Here is a 15744-nt window from a genome sequence, read left to right as displayed (position 1 = left end):
ATCAGCCGGGCTTTGCCATCAGGGCCCTCGCCAGAGGCTCGCGCTGCCAGACCGGAGCGCCCGTGGGCGTGTCTCGCCATGAAGGCCGCGACGGTCGCGGTCCAACTGACGGAAGCATCCCATGTACGCGCATGACGATTACGAACCCGATCACAGCACGTCCCCGACCGGCCATGCCATCGAAGAACTCGAACTCTACGGCTACCGTCCCTCCGAAGACGAGGCCGATCCCCGGATCACACCCGAAGATCATGTCATCCAGGGCGCGGTCTCCGATATCTTCGACGCCCTGATTTCCACCATGGCCGACACCAGCCTCGATTTCGACCTCGACGAGATCCTATGGTCCACCGTCAACACCTTCCATCGCGCTGCCCTTCGGATTGAGACGAAACTCGACGATAACGAGCAGGCACAAAAGCGCCTCCAGCGCGAACAGGACGGCAGCGAGGTCAAATCCGTCCAGCTCGAAACCTTGATCGGCGCGGGCCAAAGCCTGATCGAGCGCCGCGACAGCATGGAAACCTTCCGCGATGCCGCCGCCGACATCTATCTGCACACCACCGGCACGCCCTGGTCGCAACGTTCCGGCTCACGGGTCAACCATCGCCAGATGACCTCGGCCATGATCGACAGCCGCGACTTCATCGCCGCAAAACGCCGGGCTGACAACGAGGTGCTGCTGCCCGCCGGACCGAAAATCGCCTTCTCGGGCGGTGACACCACCGATCACCGGACGATCTGGGCCAAGCTCGATCAGGTCCACGCCAAGCACCCGGACATGGTGCTCATGCACGGCGGATCGCCCAAGGGTGCGGAACGCATCGCGGCCACCTGGGCCAATAACCGCAAGGTCGCACAGGTCGCCTTCAAACCCGACTGGGCAAAACATGCCAAGGCAGCACCTTTCAAGCGCAACGACCAGATGCTCGGCATTATGCCAATCGGGGTCATCATTTTCCCCGGCACGGGCATTCAGGACAACCTGGCCGATAAGGCCCGCAAGATGGGCATCCCGGTCTATCGCTTCGGGACCGGCAGCACGTAAGCGCTGCCTTCCCACCTCATCATGAGCATGACGATAGCGCCCGTCTATCATTCCGTGCCGCCCAGACAGGCATATTCATGCTATATGTCGTTCTGCGCTGTGGTGGTGGTGGAAGGCGCAACCGTCCAACTTTTTGCACGGAGACACCACCATGATCGTTCTCGGAATCCTCGTTTCCATCGCGGCCATCGGCACCATGTGCTGGTTGCTGTTCAATCTCGCCGTTTTCGTCCTGCCGTTCTTTATCGGTCTGAACGCAGGCATCTGGGCCTATGGCACAGGAGCTGGCTGGCTCGGCGGCATCGTCGTCGGTCTTCTCGCCGCCGGTTTGACACTGGCCGTCGGTCAGGGCCTGCTCATGCTGATTCGCCCGATCTGGGCGCGTCTGCTGATTGCTCTGGCCTTCGTGGCTCCGGCGGGGATGGCCGGGTTCTATGCCACGCTTGGTATCGTCAAGCACATGATGCCGTCTGAGACATGGCAGCTCATCTTCTCGGTGATCGGGGCGATTGCGGTGGGCGTGACGGCGTTCCTGCGCGTTGCAGGCACGGCGGAGATCGGGCCGGAGAACGAGGCCGTCGCGCGCGTGTAAAAATGCCTTGGGCGGTTACTTTGAGCCCAGACTCACCGATGCTGCGGGGCGCGCGAATGTCGGCTTTCGTCCGGCGCGTCGCACCATGATGGAGTTAGTCAGCTTCCACCAAGTCACTCCGGGCATCGCGGATGATCATCCACGACGAATGCAGGAAAAGCCCCGCGATCGCGAACGCGACGATCAGGTCGGGCCATGCACTGCCAAGCCACGCGACCAGCCCGGCGGCGATGACCACGGCGAGGTTGCCGATGGCGTCGTTGCGAGAGAACAGCCAGACGGCTCGCATATTGGCATCACCCTTGCGGTGCTTTAGCAGCGGCAGCACCGCGAGGATGTTTACGATCAGCGCACCTACCGCGAAGGCTCCCATCAACCCGGCTTCTGGCGTGGTCTGGTTGAGGACACGCCAGAGCGTGCTGCCGACAACGCCAAGGCCCAGAAGGCCCAGAAACACGCCTTGGATCATCGCCGCCCGCGCCCGCCATGTCAGGCTCCAGCCGATGGCGAGCAGGCCCAGAAACGTGATCGCACCATCGCCCAGAAAATCGAGCGCGTCTGCCTTCAGCGCCTGCGAACCGGACAAGAACCCGCCGAACATTTCGACCACGCCGTATCCGAGATTGAGCGCGACCACGATCCAGAGCGCGCGGCGATAGCTCGGGTCCTTGTAGGCCGGATCGGACGATGTATCGCCGTCCTCGATCTTCTCGAAACCGTAGCCGGTCGCGTCGAGCGCGGGCCGCACTTTCGGCAGATCGCCGTCCGCGATCCGCAATGTCATGATGTGGGTGGCGGCGGACACTTTCACGTCGCCTTCGGCCACGCCCGCAGACCGGGCCGCGCGCTCGATCTCGGCGGCATCTTTCGCGCAGTCCATGCCTTGCACCCGCATTCGGATCGGGGAGGAGGCTGTCGCCAACTTGCTGTTATCGGGCTGGCTCATGTGCGATCCTTTTTGTGGTGGCGGGCGAAAAGGTACGCTGCTAACGTATCAGTGGATAATGATATGACAGCGCAAACATTCAAGACGATCTTTCGGTATGATCGACACCTGTTGGAATCATTCACTGGAAGGATCGAAATCATGCCGAAGGGCTCGGACCTGTTTGTCGCTGCGTTGGAGAACGAGGGCGTCGACCGCATCTTCGGCGTGCCGGGCGAGGAGAACCTCGACCTCCTGGAGTCGCTGCGCACCTCCAGTATCGAGTTGGTCCTGACCCGTCATGAGCAGGCTGCGGCCTTCATGGCCGCGACGCATGGGCGGCTTACGGGCAAGCCCGGCGTCTGCCTGGCGACGCTCGGACCAGGCGCGCTCAATTTCTCGACCGGCGCGGCCTATGCGCATCTCGGCGCGATGCCGATGATTCTCATCACCGGCCAGAAGCCGGTGATGAGCGCCAGGCAGGCCCGCTTCCAGATCGTCGATATCGTTGCGTCGATGAAGCCGCTGACCAAGATGACGCGTCAGATCGTCAATCCGGCAGCCATCCCCGCGACGGTGCGCGACGCTTTCAGGGTCGCGATGGAAGAGCGGCCGGGGCCGGTGCATCTCGAACTGCCGGAAGATGTCGCGGGCGCGGAGGTCGAGAATGTCTCCGTCATTCCGCTCCACGCGCTGGAGCGACCGGTGCCCCATCCCGCCGCGCTCGACAGTGCAGCCGAGATGATCCGCACTGCAAAACGTCCGCTCGTCATGATCGGCGCGGCGGGAAACCGGCCTTCGCTGGTTGAGCCGCTCTCGACCTTCGTTGCACGGACCCGCCTGCCCTTTTTCAATACGCAGATGGGCAAAGGAGCCGTCACAGGCGGCTCCAACCTTTATATGGGAACCGCGGCGCTCTCGGAGGGCGACTACGTGCACGAGGCGGTCGACCGTGCTGACCTGATCGTCGCCATCGGTCACGACACTGTCGAGAAGCCGCCCTTCCTCATGAAAAGCGCGGGCGGACCGAAGGTCGTCCATGTCGGCTATCAATCCGCTACAGTCGAACAGGTCTACCATCCGGATTTTGAGGTGATCGGCGATATCGGGGCCGCGGTCGAGGCGCTTGCCGACCGGCTCGAAGGGAAACTTTCGTCCGACGACGGAATGCTCGAACTGCGTCAGCGAATTCTCGCCCGCATCAATGACCGCGCCGAGGAAGACCGCTTCCCGGTCACACCGCAGCGGCTCGTCCATGACGTTCGTAAGGTAATGCCCGAAGACGGCATCGTCTGCCTCGACAACGGAATGTACAAGATCTGGTTCGCCCGCAACTACCGCACCCATGTCGCCAACACGCTGCTTCTCGACAATGCGCTCGCCACGATGGGCGCCGGCCTGCCCTCGGCGATGATGGCGGCGATGTGCCATCCCGGTCGCCGCGTTATGGCGGTGTGCGGCGATGGCGGCTTCATGATGAACTCGCAGGAGATGGAAACCGCAGTGCGGCTTGGGCTGAACCTCGTCGTGGTCATCCTCAACGACAGCGCCTATGGCATGATCCGCTGGAAACAGGCCGTCGACGGCTTCCCGGATTTCGGCATGAGCTTCGGCAATCCCGATTTCGTGCGCTATGCCGAAGCCTATGGCGCGAAGGGTTCGCGTGTGACGGCGGTGGAGGACCTCGTGCCGACGCTCGAGGCTGCCTTCGCAGGCGGTGGCGTCCATCTGGTCGATGTGCCGATCGACTATTCCGAGAATACGCGCGTGCTGGTCGATGAGTTGCGCAACCGCACCCCCGATGTGGAATGCGCGTGATCGAGGTGGAAGGAGACCGGCAATGCTGAAGGTCGTGCAGGCATTCGATCGTGCGCCGATCGCGGAGATCGAGACCGACGACGCCACCGCACTGGAGCGCAAGCTGAAAGCCGCCGAGCGTGTCTTCAAGGATCGCGACGGCTGGCTCGAACCGCACCAGCGCATTGCGGTCCTGCGCAAGCTGGCCGCGCTGATGGAAGAAAAACGCGATCATCTCGCCATGCAGATCGCGCGCGAGGGCGGCAAGCCGCTGCCCGATGCCATCGTCGAGACGAACCGCGCCATCGACGGGGTCCACAACGCTGTCGACGAGCTGCGCAATTTCGCCGGACGCGAAATACCCATGGGCCTTTCTGCCGCAGCGGAGAACCGCTGGGCCTTCACGACCAAGGAGCCCATCGGCGTCGTCGCGGCGATCTCGGCCTTCAATCATCCACTGAACCTGATCGTCCATCAGGTCGCGCCGGCCATCGCGGTGGGCTGCCCGGTCATCGTCAAGCCGGCGATCACGACGCCGCTGTCCTGCATCGACTTCGTGGCGCTTGCCCACGAGGCAGGCCTGCCCGAACCCTGGTGCCAGAGCTTCATCACGCAGGACAACGATCTGGCCGAAAAGCTGGCGACCGACGGGCGGATCGCCTTCCTGAGCTTCATTGGTTCGACCAGGGTCGGCTGGTCGCTGCATGCCAAGCTGCCACATGGCGCGCGTTCGGCACTGGAGCATGGCGGCGCCGCGCCGGCCATCGTCGACCGCAGCGCCGATCTCGGCAAGGTGATCGAGCCGATCGTCAAGGGCGGCTACTACCATGCCGGGCAGGTCTGCGTGTCCACACAGCGCATCTTCGTCCACGACGACATCGCCGAGGATTTTACGCAGAAGCTCGTCGCCCGCGTCGAAAGACTGCGGACCGCCGACCCCATCTTGAAAGACACGGAGGTCGGGCCTCTAATTCTGCCGCGCGAGGTGGACAGGGTCGCGAGATGGATCGAGGAAGCAGTCGACGGCGGCGCCACGCTGGCGACCGGCGGCAAGCGCCTTTCCGAGACGACGTTGCAACCGGCGGTGCTGCTCGATCCCCCGGCCGAAGCGAAGATATCGACGCATGAGGTTTTCGGTCCTGTGGTCGCGGTCTATCGCTATGACGATCTCGACGACGCCATCCGTCAGGCCAACGCGTTGCCGACTGCCTTCCAGTCCAGCATCTTCGCGCAGGATATCGACATCGCAATGCGCGCGGCCAATCGGCTCGATGCCTCGGCCGTGATGATCAACGATCCCACCGCCTTCCGTACGGACTGGATGCCGTTCGCCGGCCGCAGGGAGTCCGGCTACGGCACCGGCGGAATCCCCTACACCATGCGCGACATGACGCAGGAGAAGATGATCCTGATGCGCAAAAGCTGAATACGGGGCGCTGTCGTTCAAGCCGTGAAGACGCGGCTACGCCATCCACCTCGAAACGAAGGAGGCACAGGATTTGGTTAGGCGATTTGACGTCATAGTCGTCGGAGCGGGACAAGCCGGGCCGTCGCTCGCCGAGCAAAAGCCGGACAGGTGACGGGAGCGACACGACTTCCGCTTGGGATCGAACTGACGCTCCTGAGCGCAACGGATCCAGGTGTTTATCGGTTCAGTTGCGAAAGCCACTGCGTCAGCATGGCTGCACCTGCGCGCTCGAGGCAGGGAGAGCATATCGTTGAGCATCAGCGCGCAATCAGGATGTGTTCGAGATCCTTCAGTGCGGCGGCAGCGGTGGCGCGCGGCTCGGTTCCGGATCCCATCGCAACCGTCTCGCCCATTTCCTCAATGGTGATGCGGATCGCTTTGTTCTTTCCTCGCACCCGATACACTGGAACTGCGGGCAAAGCTCTTCCGGGGCCTAAGCGATCCCAGCCGTCTGACGATCCTCGATGCGCTGGTGTCGGACGAACGCAACGTGCAGGAAATCGTCGGGCATACGGGTTTGGGTCAGCCCAACGTCTCGAACCATCTGCGCTGTCTGCTGGAATGCGGGCTGGTCAGTCGCCGCAGCAAAGGCCGCTTCGTTCGGTATCGTCTGGCGGACAGGCGGGTCGCCGATCTCATCCGTGATGCAGATCAGCTACTTGCCTCGACAGCCAACGGAGTTGATGCCTGCCAAAGCTATACGGACTAACCGGCGCGACCTGCTGCAATGTCCTATCGGTGCGCCAAACCTGAAGCAGCCATCTGCGCATCCGCAGCGAATGCACCCTTTGTCCGCAGAGCAGTCATTGCCTCTGTCATACCATAATTGCTTTCCTACCCGTAGCGGGCTTGACGGCAACCGGACCTGTGGACGGAAACTTTGCATCCACTTAAACCGCAATGATCCGTTGGTGGCGACCAGAAGCGGATGCGAATTATCTTCCATCTTCTTCAGGAAAATGGTGGCAGACAGCGACCAAGCATCGGATCAGCAAGCTTGAGGCACAGACGCGGCCCGTAAGTGCGCAGAACGGTCAGCTCCAGCGTTTGTGGACCGACCAGAATCCGGTTGGGCGATGCCGGAGGAACAGGCCAGGAAGAGAGATGCGCATGGCCTGAGACGCAGGGTGACAGGCAAGGCCGGTATTACCCGTCTAGTCATCATGATGGGCCTCAAGATTGCCACGTCTCCGTTCAGCCCCCGTGTCTCGACCGCTGCAAACGGCCTCTTCAATGGCCTGATCTGGCCGAAGAACAGCGCGATGCGCTTCGACCGCTTTAGCGCAACAGCGTCGTCACAACTTTCTTCCCCTGACGGCAGAGCCGCCATTCCGCGCGGAACAAGAAAGTTTCTCCTGTGCTGTCCAGCCCCCAAAGGGGGTGCGCCAGCGTTCATCTCCGGCCGGTCGATCGCCATAGAGGCCGCAATGGTGCGGGCTCGGAAACGGAAAACGGAGACTTAAAATGGCAACCATCGGCACCTTCAAGAAGACCGGCTCGAACGACTTCACCGGCGAAATCGTCACCCTCAGCGTCCAGGCCAAGGGCGTGCGCATCATCCCCGACCTGCGCGCCACCGGCGAGAACGCCCCCAGCCACCGCGTTCTGGTCGGCCGCGCCGAAATCGGCGCCGCCTGGTCCAAGCGCTCCAACGAGGGCCGCGACTATCTGGGCCTCAAGCTGGACGATCCGAGCTTCAACGCTCCGATCTACGCCAACCTCTTCGACGAAGAAGACGGCGAAACCTTCTCCCTCATCTGGTCCCGCCCCAACGGCCGCCGCGGCGACTGAGGCGAGGCACAAAGGCCCCGGCCGCAAGGTCGGGGCCTTTCTCATGCCAGCAGGAAAGCCGCCAGGCCCGGAGACCTGTCCGGGCTGGAATTGCTCAGCCCGTCAGGATCGGGATCATGGTTTTCACATGGGCGTCGATCCGTTCCAGCACGGGCGGGGGGACCACCTCGCGTTCCGGCAGTGTCCACCATTTCGCATCGATGCGTTTCACCGTCTCGAGAACGGCCTTGAGTACGGCTGGCTCAGGAAGCCTTGCCCGATTGGCAACCGTCTTCCAGCGGGCCGGAGCCAAGCCCTTGAAGGCTCGCTCGCCGCCCAGAGACAGCGCCAGCCCATCTGCCGGAATATAGGGAACGGTCGAAAGCATGTCGTAGATCGGTGCAAGAGCGGGCGTGTCGCCGTCGCCCGGATAGATCAGCGACCAGTTCTTGAGGTGCATGTCGCCATTGCCCATGACCACCGAGAAGGTCAGCCGCCGAACAAACTCCAGCGCGGTGAACGGCGAGATCGCAACATTCAGCACAGAGGCGATGTCGTGGGAGGCGGCGCCATCATATTTGCGCGCCGGGTACAGGCCGAAAACCTGCGCGAAATCCTCGATATGGATGCGCTGCCCGTCTGTCCCGCGATCAAAACGCCGCACGAGCAGAACCAGCCCCTCGGCAAGTGTTTCGAACTCTTCGGGTATCCCCTCGAACTGGTCTCGGCTGACCAGTTCCCGCTCGGGCACGTCCATGCCAATTGCTTCGGCAAGCGCGAGGTTCGCAAACTCGTTTTCCGACACGCCCGGAAAGGCGGTCGAGGGGAATTTTGCAATATACTGGCCCTCGTCATCCCCGAGCGGCAAGGTCAGTCCGCCACCCTTGCCGGTGTTCTTCATCACCGAGAGCTTCATCTGCACGCCCGCCAGCGAGAAGCGGGCTTTTGGCCGCCCTTGGGATGGGGCCGCCCCGATGCCCGGTTGACCGTCACTGGGCAGCACCCGAACGGCACCCGGCAGATCCGCGCCTAGAGCTGCCAGGAGATCGAAATCATTCCCCGGCCGCACATTGCCCGCATGGTGCTTTTCCATCGCCTCGCGCAGCCGGTCTTCGGGTAGCAGGTTGGCAAAGAAGGGCGGCAGGCTGCCTGCGACAGGTCGCGGATCCTTGCGCAGGCCCCCTGATGCCGCGCGCAGGGACAGGCTCAGAACCGGGATGCCGCCGGCCGCGCGATAGGCCGGATCAAGGCTGAAGGCGTTGAAATCACCCGGCGTCCTGACGATCGTGCCAACCTTCGCACTGTTCAGGAACACGTCCAGCGCGGTGATGGTCTCAGCGGTACGGGCGGCTGTCATCGTCGCTCTCCGGTTGCGGGCTGAAGGCCGGATGATCGTCCTCGGCATCGGGGCGCAAAAGCGCTTCGATGGCGGGCACCATCGCCTGCGGAACCAGCATCATTTCCAGCCCAAGCGCCCTGGCAATGTTGATCAATGTCGTGGTGCGCGCAGCCGCTGCTCCCGTCTCGATGTCGCGGTAGCGCGGGCGCGAAATGCCGGCAAGATCGGCCACTTGCTCCTGGGTCAGCCCCGCTGCAAGACGCGCGCGGCGAAAATGGTCGCCGATCAGCCCCAGTGCTTCTTTTTCCGCCTTCATGTGGCGCCTTTACGGATCATTCCTGTTGCATTGATCTGGATAGGTATCATATCCAGTGTAGAATGCAAAGAAAATGATCTCCAAACATATCACGATTATTTCCCATGGAGCGTCTGGGGATCATCTTGCGCTGGTCGGCACTGCGGCCAGCACAAGTGCTGCAATTGCGGCATGCAGGCGAATCAGACGGACTGCATGCTCAGCCGTGTAGATAACGTCCTGGCCAGATTCGACGAATTCGTATGGCGTATCGGGCGAAGGCGACTAAAATAGCCGTAGTTCTGGAATGCGCGCCGGTCGCGATGGGAGGTGATCATGCATGATCACCGCTCGACAGTCGCGGGCCGCACGCGCGTTGCTGGGTTGGACGCAGGAGACGCTCGCTGACAAGGCCCGAATATCGCTGACTGCCCTGAAACGCCTTGAGTCCGAGAACCGGCTCGAGGTGTATGAGACAACGCGGGATCAGGTGCGCCGGGCGCTTGAAACAGCAGGGATTGTTCTCCTGTCCACGGATCGCGGGCAAGGAGTATTGCTGGTTCATGGGGAAGAGGAGAAGAGACACCGACAGATCCATGACGCCTGACGGGCGCGGGCGGCATCATCGATCCGCTGCAGCGGCCTGTGCTCTGTGGCGACCCGCGACATGACATCTCCGCTCCCCCCCTTCGACGATATTGCACCTGTTAGCGACGAGCTGACCGAATATGACCGCGCGCATATCAAGCTCTATATGCGGCTGCTCGATGCGGCCGATGATGGGGCGGAATGGACCGAAGCCGTCAACATTCTGTTCGGTATCGACCCCGCCCTGGAACCAGTGCGCGCCCGGCAGGTCCATGACAGCCATCTGGCCCGCGCGCGCTGGATGACACAGAGCGGCTATCGCCAGCTGCTCCGCCGTCCGACAGATCGGACCTGACCTCGGCGCCGTCGCACCAGTGATGCCCTCAGAGCATCACCCCATGTCTTTGTCCCGGCTTCCATCTCGGTAGAGGCGCCGCAATTCTTTCACGCTCCACCTGTGCAGTTTCAACCAGGAGCGGAGCATGAAGCCGGATACATCCCGCTGGCGAGACCAGGACCAGTATGAATTCTACGATGTGCTGCCCGTTGAGGGCGTCGCCTGGGAATGCCTGCGCCGTAACGCCTCCTATCAGGCCAGTTTCGATGATCTTGTAGCGCAAGGCGCCGGGCATCTTCCCTTTGCGGATGACGTCCAACATCGCTGGGGGTTGCGATTTCCCGGCAGACCCCGGCTTTTCCGCGCTCGACCAACCGGTCATCTGGTCGCCTGTTGCCAATCCGGACATGCTGATGCTCGGGGCAGCGCCCGATTTTCTTCCGCCTTCTCCGTCCGCCTTATCGGTCGATCTTGCTGATGCCATCTGCGGACCAGAGGGGACATATGGTGTCTGTGACGCCAGCGACGGCGTTCAATATCTGATCCTCGCCGACACCGATGCCAATTCGCAGCCGGCGATCATCCTGCCACTTGACCAAAATCTGCCGGATCGGCTCGACGCCATTCTCAGGCTCTGGCACATGCTGGCCGGGAAACCCGCGCGCCGCGACCCCAGGATGACGCCGTATCAGCGCCGGCGGTTCCGCCTGAGGATGCAAGCCGCTGACGGAAACGCCAACCAAGCGACTTATCGTGAGATTGCCATCGCCATCTATGGAGAGGCGCGCGTTCGGGCCGAACCGTGGAAGACATCGGCTTTGCGCGCCTCTGTCATCGCCCTTGTCCGATCTGCCGCCGCGCTGATCGACGGCGGTTATCTGGACCTTTTGCGCCATCGTCGCAAACCCTGACGCTGACGTCTGATCGAGGGTGAGGATTTTACCCCTTCGATCTTCCTCATCCCCCATGCCGCCGCGCCTTCGCCACCGTGCGCATGTCATGCCGTTGATCGTCAGCGGCATCCTGCACAACCACGGAGGCCACCCCATGCGACCTGATCTCGCCGCCTTGCCGCCACGCTACCTGCGCACCAAGGAAGCCGCCGATTTCCTCAGCCTGTCCGCGCGCACGCTGGAAAAGCACAGAACCTACGGAACGGGACCTGCCTATCACAAGCTCGGCGGCCGCGTTGTCTATTCGGTCGAGGATCTCGCAGCCTGGGTTGCGCGCGGATCGGTCACCTCCACGTCGGACCCACGCGGACAGGTTCTCCCGGCGAAACCTCTGCCGCCGACCGCGTTCACCTCGCCCAAGCGCATCACGCGCTGAACGTGGCTGTCAGCCCCTGATGGCGCCCCCGCATCCATCCGCCTCGGAACGCGGACAACTCGATCTGTTTCGGGCGCTTCCCGGTGAATTCGCGCCAAGAGACGCGCAGGATCTCATGGCCTATCCTTTCTTTTCCCTTTCCAAATCGCACCGTATCCGCCCGATTGACTTTGCCCTGGGCAACGTCTCGATCCGTGTCGAAGCTGTTCCCGATCACGGTATGGCGACGATCTGGGACGCCGATATACTGATCTGGGCGGCCAGCCAGATCGTGGAAGCGCGGGACGCCGGTCTGCGCACGTCGCGCCTGATGGCGGCAACGCCTTATGAAATCCTGACATTCACAGGGCGCGGAACCTCCCTGAGGGACTATCAGCGCCTGAAGGCGGCGCTGGACCGGCTGCAATCGACCACGGTTGCAACCTCGATCCGCCAGCGCGCCAACGGACGACGCCATCGTTTTTCGTGGATCAACGAATGGCATGAGCGGACCGATGCCAACGGCCGCCCGGACGGCATCGAGATGATCGTGCCCGACTGGTTCTACAGTGCGGTTCTGGATGACGCCCTGATCCTCACCATCGACCGGGCCTATTTCAATCTGACCGGCGGGCTGGATCGCTGGCTCTATCGCCTGGTGCGTAAGCATGGTGGGCGGCAAAGAAACGGTTGGCGGTTCGACTTCCGTCACCTGCACCAGAAATCGGGCAGTCTCTCGCCGTTCAAGCGCTTCGCCTTCGAGCTGCGCGACATTATCCGCCGCCAACCGCTGCCCGGCTACACCCTGTTCGCCGAGGTCGAAACCGGCGGCCGGATGCTGCTCGCTTTCGAGCCTGTCCCGGCCTGTGGAAAACCTGTGGATAGCCTCGTGCTATCGGGAACCCGGACTATCGTGCCATCAGGAACCGGAGGCTCGTGCTATCGGGAACCCAAACACCTCCTATCCTTCGGTAACAAAAGCGAAAATTGCGCCCTTAACTTAGAGTCTAACACAGAATCTAACTTTGAAGAGCGGCGGCGCGATGTGGAAAAGCTCATCGCGAAGGCTGGTGCGGCCCTCAGATCGGGTGCCCATAAAGGCAAGCTGACACCCCCAAAGCAGGGATCGCCCGCGTCAACAAGCACGCCTGAACTTCCTCTCGGCAAACCGGGAGGACGGCGATGATTGTTGCGCTCCTCAATCAGAAAGGCGGCGTGGGCAAGACGACGCTGGCGCTGCATCTCGCCGGAGCCTGGGCTGCGCAAGGCAAGCGGGTCATCCTGATCGATGCCGATCCGCAAGGCTCCGCACTCGATTGGTCGCAGCGGCGCAGCCATGAAGGGCTGCCAAGGCTGTTCACCGTCATCGGCCTTGCCCGCGATACCATGCACAGAGATGCGCCGGAGCTGGCGCGTGACGCCGATCATGTCGTCATTGATGGTCCACCCCGTGTCGCTGGTCTGATGCGCTCTGCGCTGCTTGCAGCCGATCTGGTGCTGATCCCGGTGCAGCCATCCCCCTTTGACGGCTGGGCATCAGCCGAAATGCTGGCGCTTCTGAACGAAGCACGCATCTATCGCCCGGAGCTGTCCGCCCGTTTTCTGCTGAACCGATGCGGTGCGCGCACCATCATCGCCCGCGAAACGGCCGAGACTCTGGCTGACCATGATCCGCCCTTGCTGGCCACAACGGTCGGCCAGCGTGTCGCCTTCGCAGACGCCGCACAGACTGGACGGCTGGTCTCCGAGACCGATGACGGCCAACGGGCCGCACAGGAGGTCACAGCGCTGGTGGCCGAGATCGATGGCCTCGGTATCAGGAAGATCGCGCCATGACACGTCCGCCCGTCAAATCCGGCTTCGCATCGCGTCCGGGCAATCCCGATAGCTGGGTCAGAGCCGCCGATGCGCCGGCAACCGGCAAGACGGCTACGGAGGCGTTCACCGCCCGCCTGACCATCGACATCGCGCCCGAACTGCGCGGACGCATCAAGGTTGCCGCTTTCCGGCGTGGCGTCACCGTCGCCGTGATGCTGCGCGAGCTGCTGGTCCGCGAGTTTCCACCCATCGAAGGAGATCAGCCATGACCGGCAAAACCGTGCGCGCTGCGCATGAACATCCGCAGGCGGACGGGCCTGCACCGTTCACCACATTGGTCGAACTGACCTTCCAGAAGAAGAAGGTCGAGCGCTGGATACGCTTTGGCCGCAAGAGCTTTGAGCAGGTTATCGACCGCCGCCGCAGTCTGATCGGTTTTGCGCCCGAAAGCATCTTCGCCTTCGTCCGTTGGGCCTCCAACGATTACGGCACCATCGTTTCGCGGCTCGACATCCTGCGCGCTGTCGGGCGTGGCGAACCGTACCAGACCGTGCCCTTCGTTCGTCCTGGCGGCGAGATCCTGCTGCGTATCGACGGCTGGCGACAAGTCCAGCGGGTGCTGGCCCTGATTGATGCCGTGGACGCGCTTGGCGTCGATCCGGCGGATGTTGCGCCGGATCATTGGCGGCACGTCCACAACCGTTTGAGTGCCGGCCAGGAACCCAATCCCTACACCCCGGAGCGCCATGCCGCATGGGTCAGCCGCCGGAGGATTGCACCATGAGCCGCCGTCATATCCTCGCCGTGACAATGATAGCCGTTGGCACGCTCGTCGCCACGGCTGTCGCCGATCTGCCAACCCGGCTGATCTGGAATGCGACCGCCAGCGCGCCCATCGGCCTCTACACGGTTGCTCCCGCCGATGCGCTCGAAATTCCCGAACTCGTCGCCATCATGCCGCCTGAACCGCTGGAGCGGTTCATGGTTGAGCGCGGCTATATCGGGCGCGGCGTGCCGCTGCTGAAGCGTGTCCTCGGCCTGCCGGGACAGCGCGTCTGCCGCCACGGTGCGACCATTGCCGTCGATAATGTCGAGATGGGGGACGCGCTGGAGCGCGACCGCATGGGACGCGATCTGCCGGTCTGGCAGGGCTGCCGCATCATCGGCGACGGTGAACTCTTCCTCATGAATTGGGACATCCGGGACAGCCTCGACGGCCGTTACTTCGGACCTGTTCCCGCCAGTTCCGTCATCGGCCGGGCGCTTCCACTCTGGACCGATGAGGAAGGCGATGGCCGCTACGAATGGCGGGCGGTCACGCATTGAACTCACGCCAAATCCACCAACACAGGAGACATACCATGCCACAGATCGGTCAATTCGCGCGTGACGCATCCGGCTTCGCGGGTCAGCTCGTCACGCTCACCATGAAGCGCGATCTCGTCATCGTGCCCGCCGAACATTCCGATGCGGAGAATGCGCCAGACTATCGCGTCCATTTCATTGAACATGACGGGCCGGAGGTCGGTGCTGCATGGAAACGTACCGGCGAAAAGGCTGGCGAATATCTCTCGGTACTGCTTGACGATCCCGCCTTGCCGCAGCCGATCCGCGCCAACCTGTTCCGCGATGACGATGCAGGCTCGTCATGGTCGCTACACTGGAGCCGTCCAAAGCCCCGCGAAGATCGGGACTGAGATCATGCGATCCTGCGCCCTCCTTCTCTTCACGGCCCTGCTGTTGGCTGGCAGCGGCTCGATGCCGGCCATCGCGCAGATCACGCCGCAACCCGCGCCTGTCACCGTGCATCCCCATGCTGCTTTCATTGCCGAGGCGTCACAGCGCTTCGGCATTCCAGAGCACTGGATTCGGGCCGTGCTGCGTGTGGAGAGTGCGGGCGATGTGCGCGCCATCTCATCGGCGGGCGCGATGGGACTGATGCAGGTCATGCCCGATACCTGGGCGGGCCTGCGCCGCCGCCATGGTCTCGGGCGCGACCCTTACGATCCGCGCGATAATATCCTCGCAGGCACGGCGTATCTGCGCGAGATGTGGAACCGCTACGGCAATGTTGCGGCCATGCTTGCCGCCTACAATGCCGGTCCCGGTCGCTATGACGAGCATCTGGCGACGGGCCGCGTTTTGCCCGCAGAAACGCGCGCCTATGTCGCCACGCTCGCGCCGGTTCTCGGGCGTGCGACTGCGCCTGATGTGCCGACGATCGTGCCGCCGCCACCGCCGGATTGGCGCGAAGCTCCGCTCTTCGTTGCGCAATCCAGCGGCGATTCGGCGGCGGCCAATCAGCCGTCGAACGGCGCCCGCGCAACCCTTCCTCTGCGCGTTTCCGTCGATCAGGAGCCGCAGGACGGCGGCATATTCGTGGCCCGTGTGAGCAATGGAGATGCGCCATGAACATGGCGTCTCCACCCGCTTTCGGTCCGCTTCCGGTGTGCAGTCAG

22 protein-coding genes are annotated in these 15744 nt (G+C 62.8%); 18 read left to right on the top strand and 4 right to left on the bottom strand.

Annotation, left to right across the window (positions count from 1 at the left end; translation table 11 throughout):
* The first annotated feature begins 121 nt into the window (after window positions 1-121).
* Together AX676_RS14035 and AX676_RS14030 are read left to right on the top strand one after the other, a co-directional pair.
* Window positions 122-1048 carry a DUF2493 domain-containing protein gene (locus AX676_RS14035; RefSeq protein ID WP_066478925.1) on the top strand — a complete coding sequence of 309 codons (927 nt, stop codon included), beginning with the start codon at window positions 122-124 and terminating at the stop codon, window positions 1046-1048.
* A gap of 151 nt (window positions 1049-1199) precedes the next feature.
* Window positions 1200-1640 (top strand): hypothetical protein, encoded by a 441-nt coding sequence (locus tag AX676_RS14030; protein WP_066478923.1) that lies wholly within the window; start codon window positions 1200-1202, stop codon window positions 1638-1640.
* Window positions 1641-1734: 94 nt separating this feature from the next.
* Here AX676_RS14030 and AX676_RS14025 read toward each other — a convergent pair whose 3' ends face one another.
* The gene (locus AX676_RS14025; protein WP_197417207.1) at window positions 1735-2346 is read right to left on the bottom strand and encodes a cation diffusion facilitator family transporter; all 612 of its coding nucleotides are present in this window, start codon (window positions 2344-2346) and stop codon (window positions 1735-1737) included.
* A 381-nt stretch (window positions 2347-2727) separates the two neighbouring features.
* On the opposite strand from AX676_RS14025, the gene AX676_RS14020 reads away from it, so the two are divergent.
* On the top strand, window positions 2728-4383 hold the full coding sequence (locus AX676_RS14020) for an acetolactate synthase large subunit (protein ID WP_066478921.1): 1656 nt from the start codon (window positions 2728-2730) through the stop codon (window positions 4381-4383).
* A gap of 22 nt (window positions 4384-4405) precedes the next feature.
* A complete protein-coding gene (locus tag AX676_RS14015; RefSeq protein ID WP_066478920.1) occupies window positions 4406-5788 on the top strand; it encodes an aldehyde dehydrogenase family protein in 1383 nt (460 codons plus the stop codon).
* Window positions 5789-6087: 299 nt separating this feature from the next.
* Here AX676_RS14015 and AX676_RS17910 read toward each other — a convergent pair whose 3' ends face one another.
* Window positions 6088-6249 (bottom strand): hypothetical protein, encoded by a 162-nt coding sequence (locus AX676_RS17910; protein ID WP_197417202.1) that lies wholly within the window; start codon window positions 6247-6249, stop codon window positions 6088-6090.
* On the opposite strand from AX676_RS17910, the gene AX676_RS17465 reads away from it, so the two are divergent.
* A complete protein-coding gene (locus AX676_RS17465) occupies window positions 6234-6539 on the top strand; it encodes an ArsR/SmtB family transcription factor (RefSeq protein ID WP_082731411.1) in 306 nt (101 codons plus the stop codon). The genes AX676_RS17910 and AX676_RS17465 overlap by 16 nt on opposite strands.
* Before the next feature lie 755 nt (window positions 6540-7294).
* Window positions 7295-7621 carry a DUF736 domain-containing protein gene (locus tag AX676_RS14010; RefSeq protein WP_066478918.1) on the top strand — a complete coding sequence of 109 codons (327 nt, stop codon included), beginning with the start codon at window positions 7295-7297 and terminating at the stop codon, window positions 7619-7621.
* Between the two features lie 94 nt (window positions 7622-7715).
* On the opposite strand, the gene AX676_RS14005 is transcribed toward AX676_RS14010, so the two are convergent.
* Both AX676_RS14005 and AX676_RS14000 read right to left on the bottom strand, forming a co-directional pair.
* Window positions 7716-8957 carry a type II toxin-antitoxin system HipA family toxin gene (locus tag AX676_RS14005; protein ID WP_066478917.1) on the bottom strand — a complete coding sequence of 414 codons (1242 nt, stop codon included), beginning with the start codon at window positions 8955-8957 and terminating at the stop codon, window positions 7716-7718.
* A complete protein-coding gene (locus AX676_RS14000) occupies window positions 8935-9255 on the bottom strand; it encodes a helix-turn-helix domain-containing protein (RefSeq protein ID WP_010336145.1) in 321 nt (106 codons plus the stop codon). The genes AX676_RS14005 and AX676_RS14000 overlap by 23 nt, the downstream gene beginning before the upstream one ends.
* 319 nt (window positions 9256-9574) lie before the next feature.
* On the opposite strand from AX676_RS14000, the gene AX676_RS13995 reads away from it, so the two are divergent.
* From AX676_RS13995 to AX676_RS13945, 12 genes are all read left to right on the top strand, one after another.
* Window positions 9575-9841 (top strand): helix-turn-helix domain-containing protein, encoded by a 267-nt coding sequence (locus tag AX676_RS13995; protein WP_010336146.1) that lies wholly within the window; start codon window positions 9575-9577, stop codon window positions 9839-9841.
* A 60-nt stretch (window positions 9842-9901) separates the two neighbouring features.
* The gene (locus tag AX676_RS13990) at window positions 9902-10177 is read left to right on the top strand and encodes a DNA -binding domain-containing protein (RefSeq protein ID WP_066479069.1); all 276 of its coding nucleotides are present in this window, start codon (window positions 9902-9904) and stop codon (window positions 10175-10177) included.
* A 127-nt stretch (window positions 10178-10304) separates the two neighbouring features.
* The gene (locus AX676_RS18570) at window positions 10305-10637 is read left to right on the top strand and encodes a transcriptional regulator domain-containing protein (protein WP_293334005.1); all 333 of its coding nucleotides are present in this window, start codon (window positions 10305-10307) and stop codon (window positions 10635-10637) included.
* Window positions 10567-11070 carry a DUF2285 domain-containing protein gene (locus tag AX676_RS13985; protein ID WP_066479066.1) on the top strand — a complete coding sequence of 168 codons (504 nt, stop codon included), beginning with the start codon at window positions 10567-10569 and terminating at the stop codon, window positions 11068-11070. The genes AX676_RS18570 and AX676_RS13985 overlap by 71 nt, the downstream gene beginning before the upstream one ends.
* Before the next feature lie 136 nt (window positions 11071-11206).
* The gene (locus tag AX676_RS13980) at window positions 11207-11488 is read left to right on the top strand and encodes a helix-turn-helix transcriptional regulator (RefSeq protein ID WP_010336149.1); all 282 of its coding nucleotides are present in this window, start codon (window positions 11207-11209) and stop codon (window positions 11486-11488) included.
* Between the two features lie 115 nt (window positions 11489-11603).
* Window positions 11604-12653, top strand: coding sequence for a replication initiator protein A (locus AX676_RS13975; RefSeq protein ID WP_066478916.1), 1050 nt, complete (start codon window positions 11604-11606; stop codon window positions 12651-12653).
* The gene (gene parA / locus AX676_RS13970) at window positions 12650-13303 is read left to right on the top strand and encodes a ParA family partition ATPase (protein ID WP_066478914.1); all 654 of its coding nucleotides are present in this window, start codon (window positions 12650-12652) and stop codon (window positions 13301-13303) included. The genes AX676_RS13975 and parA overlap by 4 nt, the downstream gene beginning before the upstream one ends.
* Window positions 13300-13554: a hypothetical protein gene (locus AX676_RS13965; RefSeq protein ID WP_066478912.1), complete on the top strand. Its 255-nt coding sequence runs from the start codon at window positions 13300-13302 to the stop codon at window positions 13552-13554. The genes parA and AX676_RS13965 overlap by 4 nt, the downstream gene beginning before the upstream one ends.
* Entirely contained in the window at window positions 13551-14069 is a 519-nt protein-coding gene (locus tag AX676_RS13960) for a DUF2840 domain-containing protein (RefSeq protein ID WP_066478910.1), read from the top strand. Before AX676_RS13965 ends, AX676_RS13960 begins: the two co-directional genes overlap by 4 nt.
* A complete protein-coding gene (locus AX676_RS13955) occupies window positions 14066-14611 on the top strand; it encodes a S26 family signal peptidase (protein WP_066478908.1) in 546 nt (181 codons plus the stop codon). The genes AX676_RS13960 and AX676_RS13955 overlap by 4 nt, the downstream gene beginning before the upstream one ends.
* Before the next feature lie 35 nt (window positions 14612-14646).
* On the top strand, window positions 14647-14982 hold the full coding sequence (locus AX676_RS13950) for a DUF736 domain-containing protein (RefSeq protein WP_066478904.1): 336 nt from the start codon (window positions 14647-14649) through the stop codon (window positions 14980-14982).
* 4 nt (window positions 14983-14986) lie between these two features.
* Entirely contained in the window at window positions 14987-15697 is a 711-nt protein-coding gene (locus AX676_RS13945; RefSeq protein WP_066478899.1) for a lytic transglycosylase domain-containing protein, read from the top strand.
* Window positions 15698-15744: the final 47 nt, after the last annotated feature.

Origin of the sequence: Sphingomonas sp. CCH21-G11, from assembly GCF_001555965.1 — a bacterium.
Lineage (GTDB): Bacteria > Pseudomonadota > Alphaproteobacteria > Sphingomonadales > Sphingomonadaceae > Sphingomonas.
Note: the sequence above shows the minus strand (reverse complement) of the source record. Positions and strands in the feature narration are given on the sequence as shown.

What these genes read in the sequence shown, in the direction of transcription:
- AX676_RS14035 (WP_066478925.1), top strand. Translation starts at nt 122, where the DNA reads ATGTACGCGCATGACGATTACGAACCCGATCACAGCACGTCCCCGACC.
- AX676_RS14030 (WP_066478923.1), top strand. Translation starts at nt 1,200, where the DNA reads ATGATCGTTCTCGGAATCCTCGTTTCCATCGCGGCCATCGGCACCATG.
- AX676_RS14020 (WP_066478921.1), top strand. Translation starts at nt 2,728, where the DNA reads ATGCCGAAGGGCTCGGACCTGTTTGTCGCTGCGTTGGAGAACGAGGGC.
- AX676_RS14015 (WP_066478920.1), top strand. Translation starts at nt 4,406, where the DNA reads ATGCTGAAGGTCGTGCAGGCATTCGATCGTGCGCCGATCGCGGAGATC.
- AX676_RS14010 (WP_066478918.1), top strand. Translation starts at nt 7,295, where the DNA reads ATGGCAACCATCGGCACCTTCAAGAAGACCGGCTCGAACGACTTCACC.
- AX676_RS14005 (WP_066478917.1), bottom strand. Translation starts at nt 8,957, where the DNA reads ATGACAGCCGCCCGTACCGCTGAGACCATCACCGCGCTGGACGTGTTC.
- AX676_RS14000 (WP_010336145.1), bottom strand. Translation starts at nt 9,255, where the DNA reads ATGAAGGCGGAAAAAGAAGCACTGGGGCTGATCGGCGACCATTTTCGC.
- AX676_RS13995 (WP_010336146.1), top strand. Translation starts at nt 9,575, where the DNA reads ATGATCACCGCTCGACAGTCGCGGGCCGCACGCGCGTTGCTGGGTTGG.
- AX676_RS13990 (WP_066479069.1), top strand. Translation starts at nt 9,902, where the DNA reads ATGACATCTCCGCTCCCCCCCTTCGACGATATTGCACCTGTTAGCGAC.
- AX676_RS18570 (WP_293334005.1), top strand. Translation starts at nt 10,305, where the DNA reads ATGAAGCCGGATACATCCCGCTGGCGAGACCAGGACCAGTATGAATTC.
- AX676_RS13985 (WP_066479066.1), top strand. Translation starts at nt 10,567, where the DNA reads ATGCTGATGCTCGGGGCAGCGCCCGATTTTCTTCCGCCTTCTCCGTCC.
- AX676_RS13980 (WP_010336149.1), top strand. Translation starts at nt 11,207, where the DNA reads ATGCGACCTGATCTCGCCGCCTTGCCGCCACGCTACCTGCGCACCAAG.
- AX676_RS13975 (WP_066478916.1), top strand. Translation starts at nt 11,604, where the DNA reads ATGGCCTATCCTTTCTTTTCCCTTTCCAAATCGCACCGTATCCGCCCG.
- parA (WP_066478914.1), top strand. Translation starts at nt 12,650, where the DNA reads ATGATTGTTGCGCTCCTCAATCAGAAAGGCGGCGTGGGCAAGACGACG.
- AX676_RS13965 (WP_066478912.1), top strand. Translation starts at nt 13,300, where the DNA reads ATGACACGTCCGCCCGTCAAATCCGGCTTCGCATCGCGTCCGGGCAAT.
- AX676_RS13960 (WP_066478910.1), top strand. Translation starts at nt 13,551, where the DNA reads ATGACCGGCAAAACCGTGCGCGCTGCGCATGAACATCCGCAGGCGGAC.
- AX676_RS13955 (WP_066478908.1), top strand. Translation starts at nt 14,066, where the DNA reads ATGAGCCGCCGTCATATCCTCGCCGTGACAATGATAGCCGTTGGCACG.
- AX676_RS13950 (WP_066478904.1), top strand. Translation starts at nt 14,647, where the DNA reads ATGCCACAGATCGGTCAATTCGCGCGTGACGCATCCGGCTTCGCGGGT.
- AX676_RS13945 (WP_066478899.1), top strand. Translation starts at nt 14,987, where the DNA reads ATGCGATCCTGCGCCCTCCTTCTCTTCACGGCCCTGCTGTTGGCTGGC.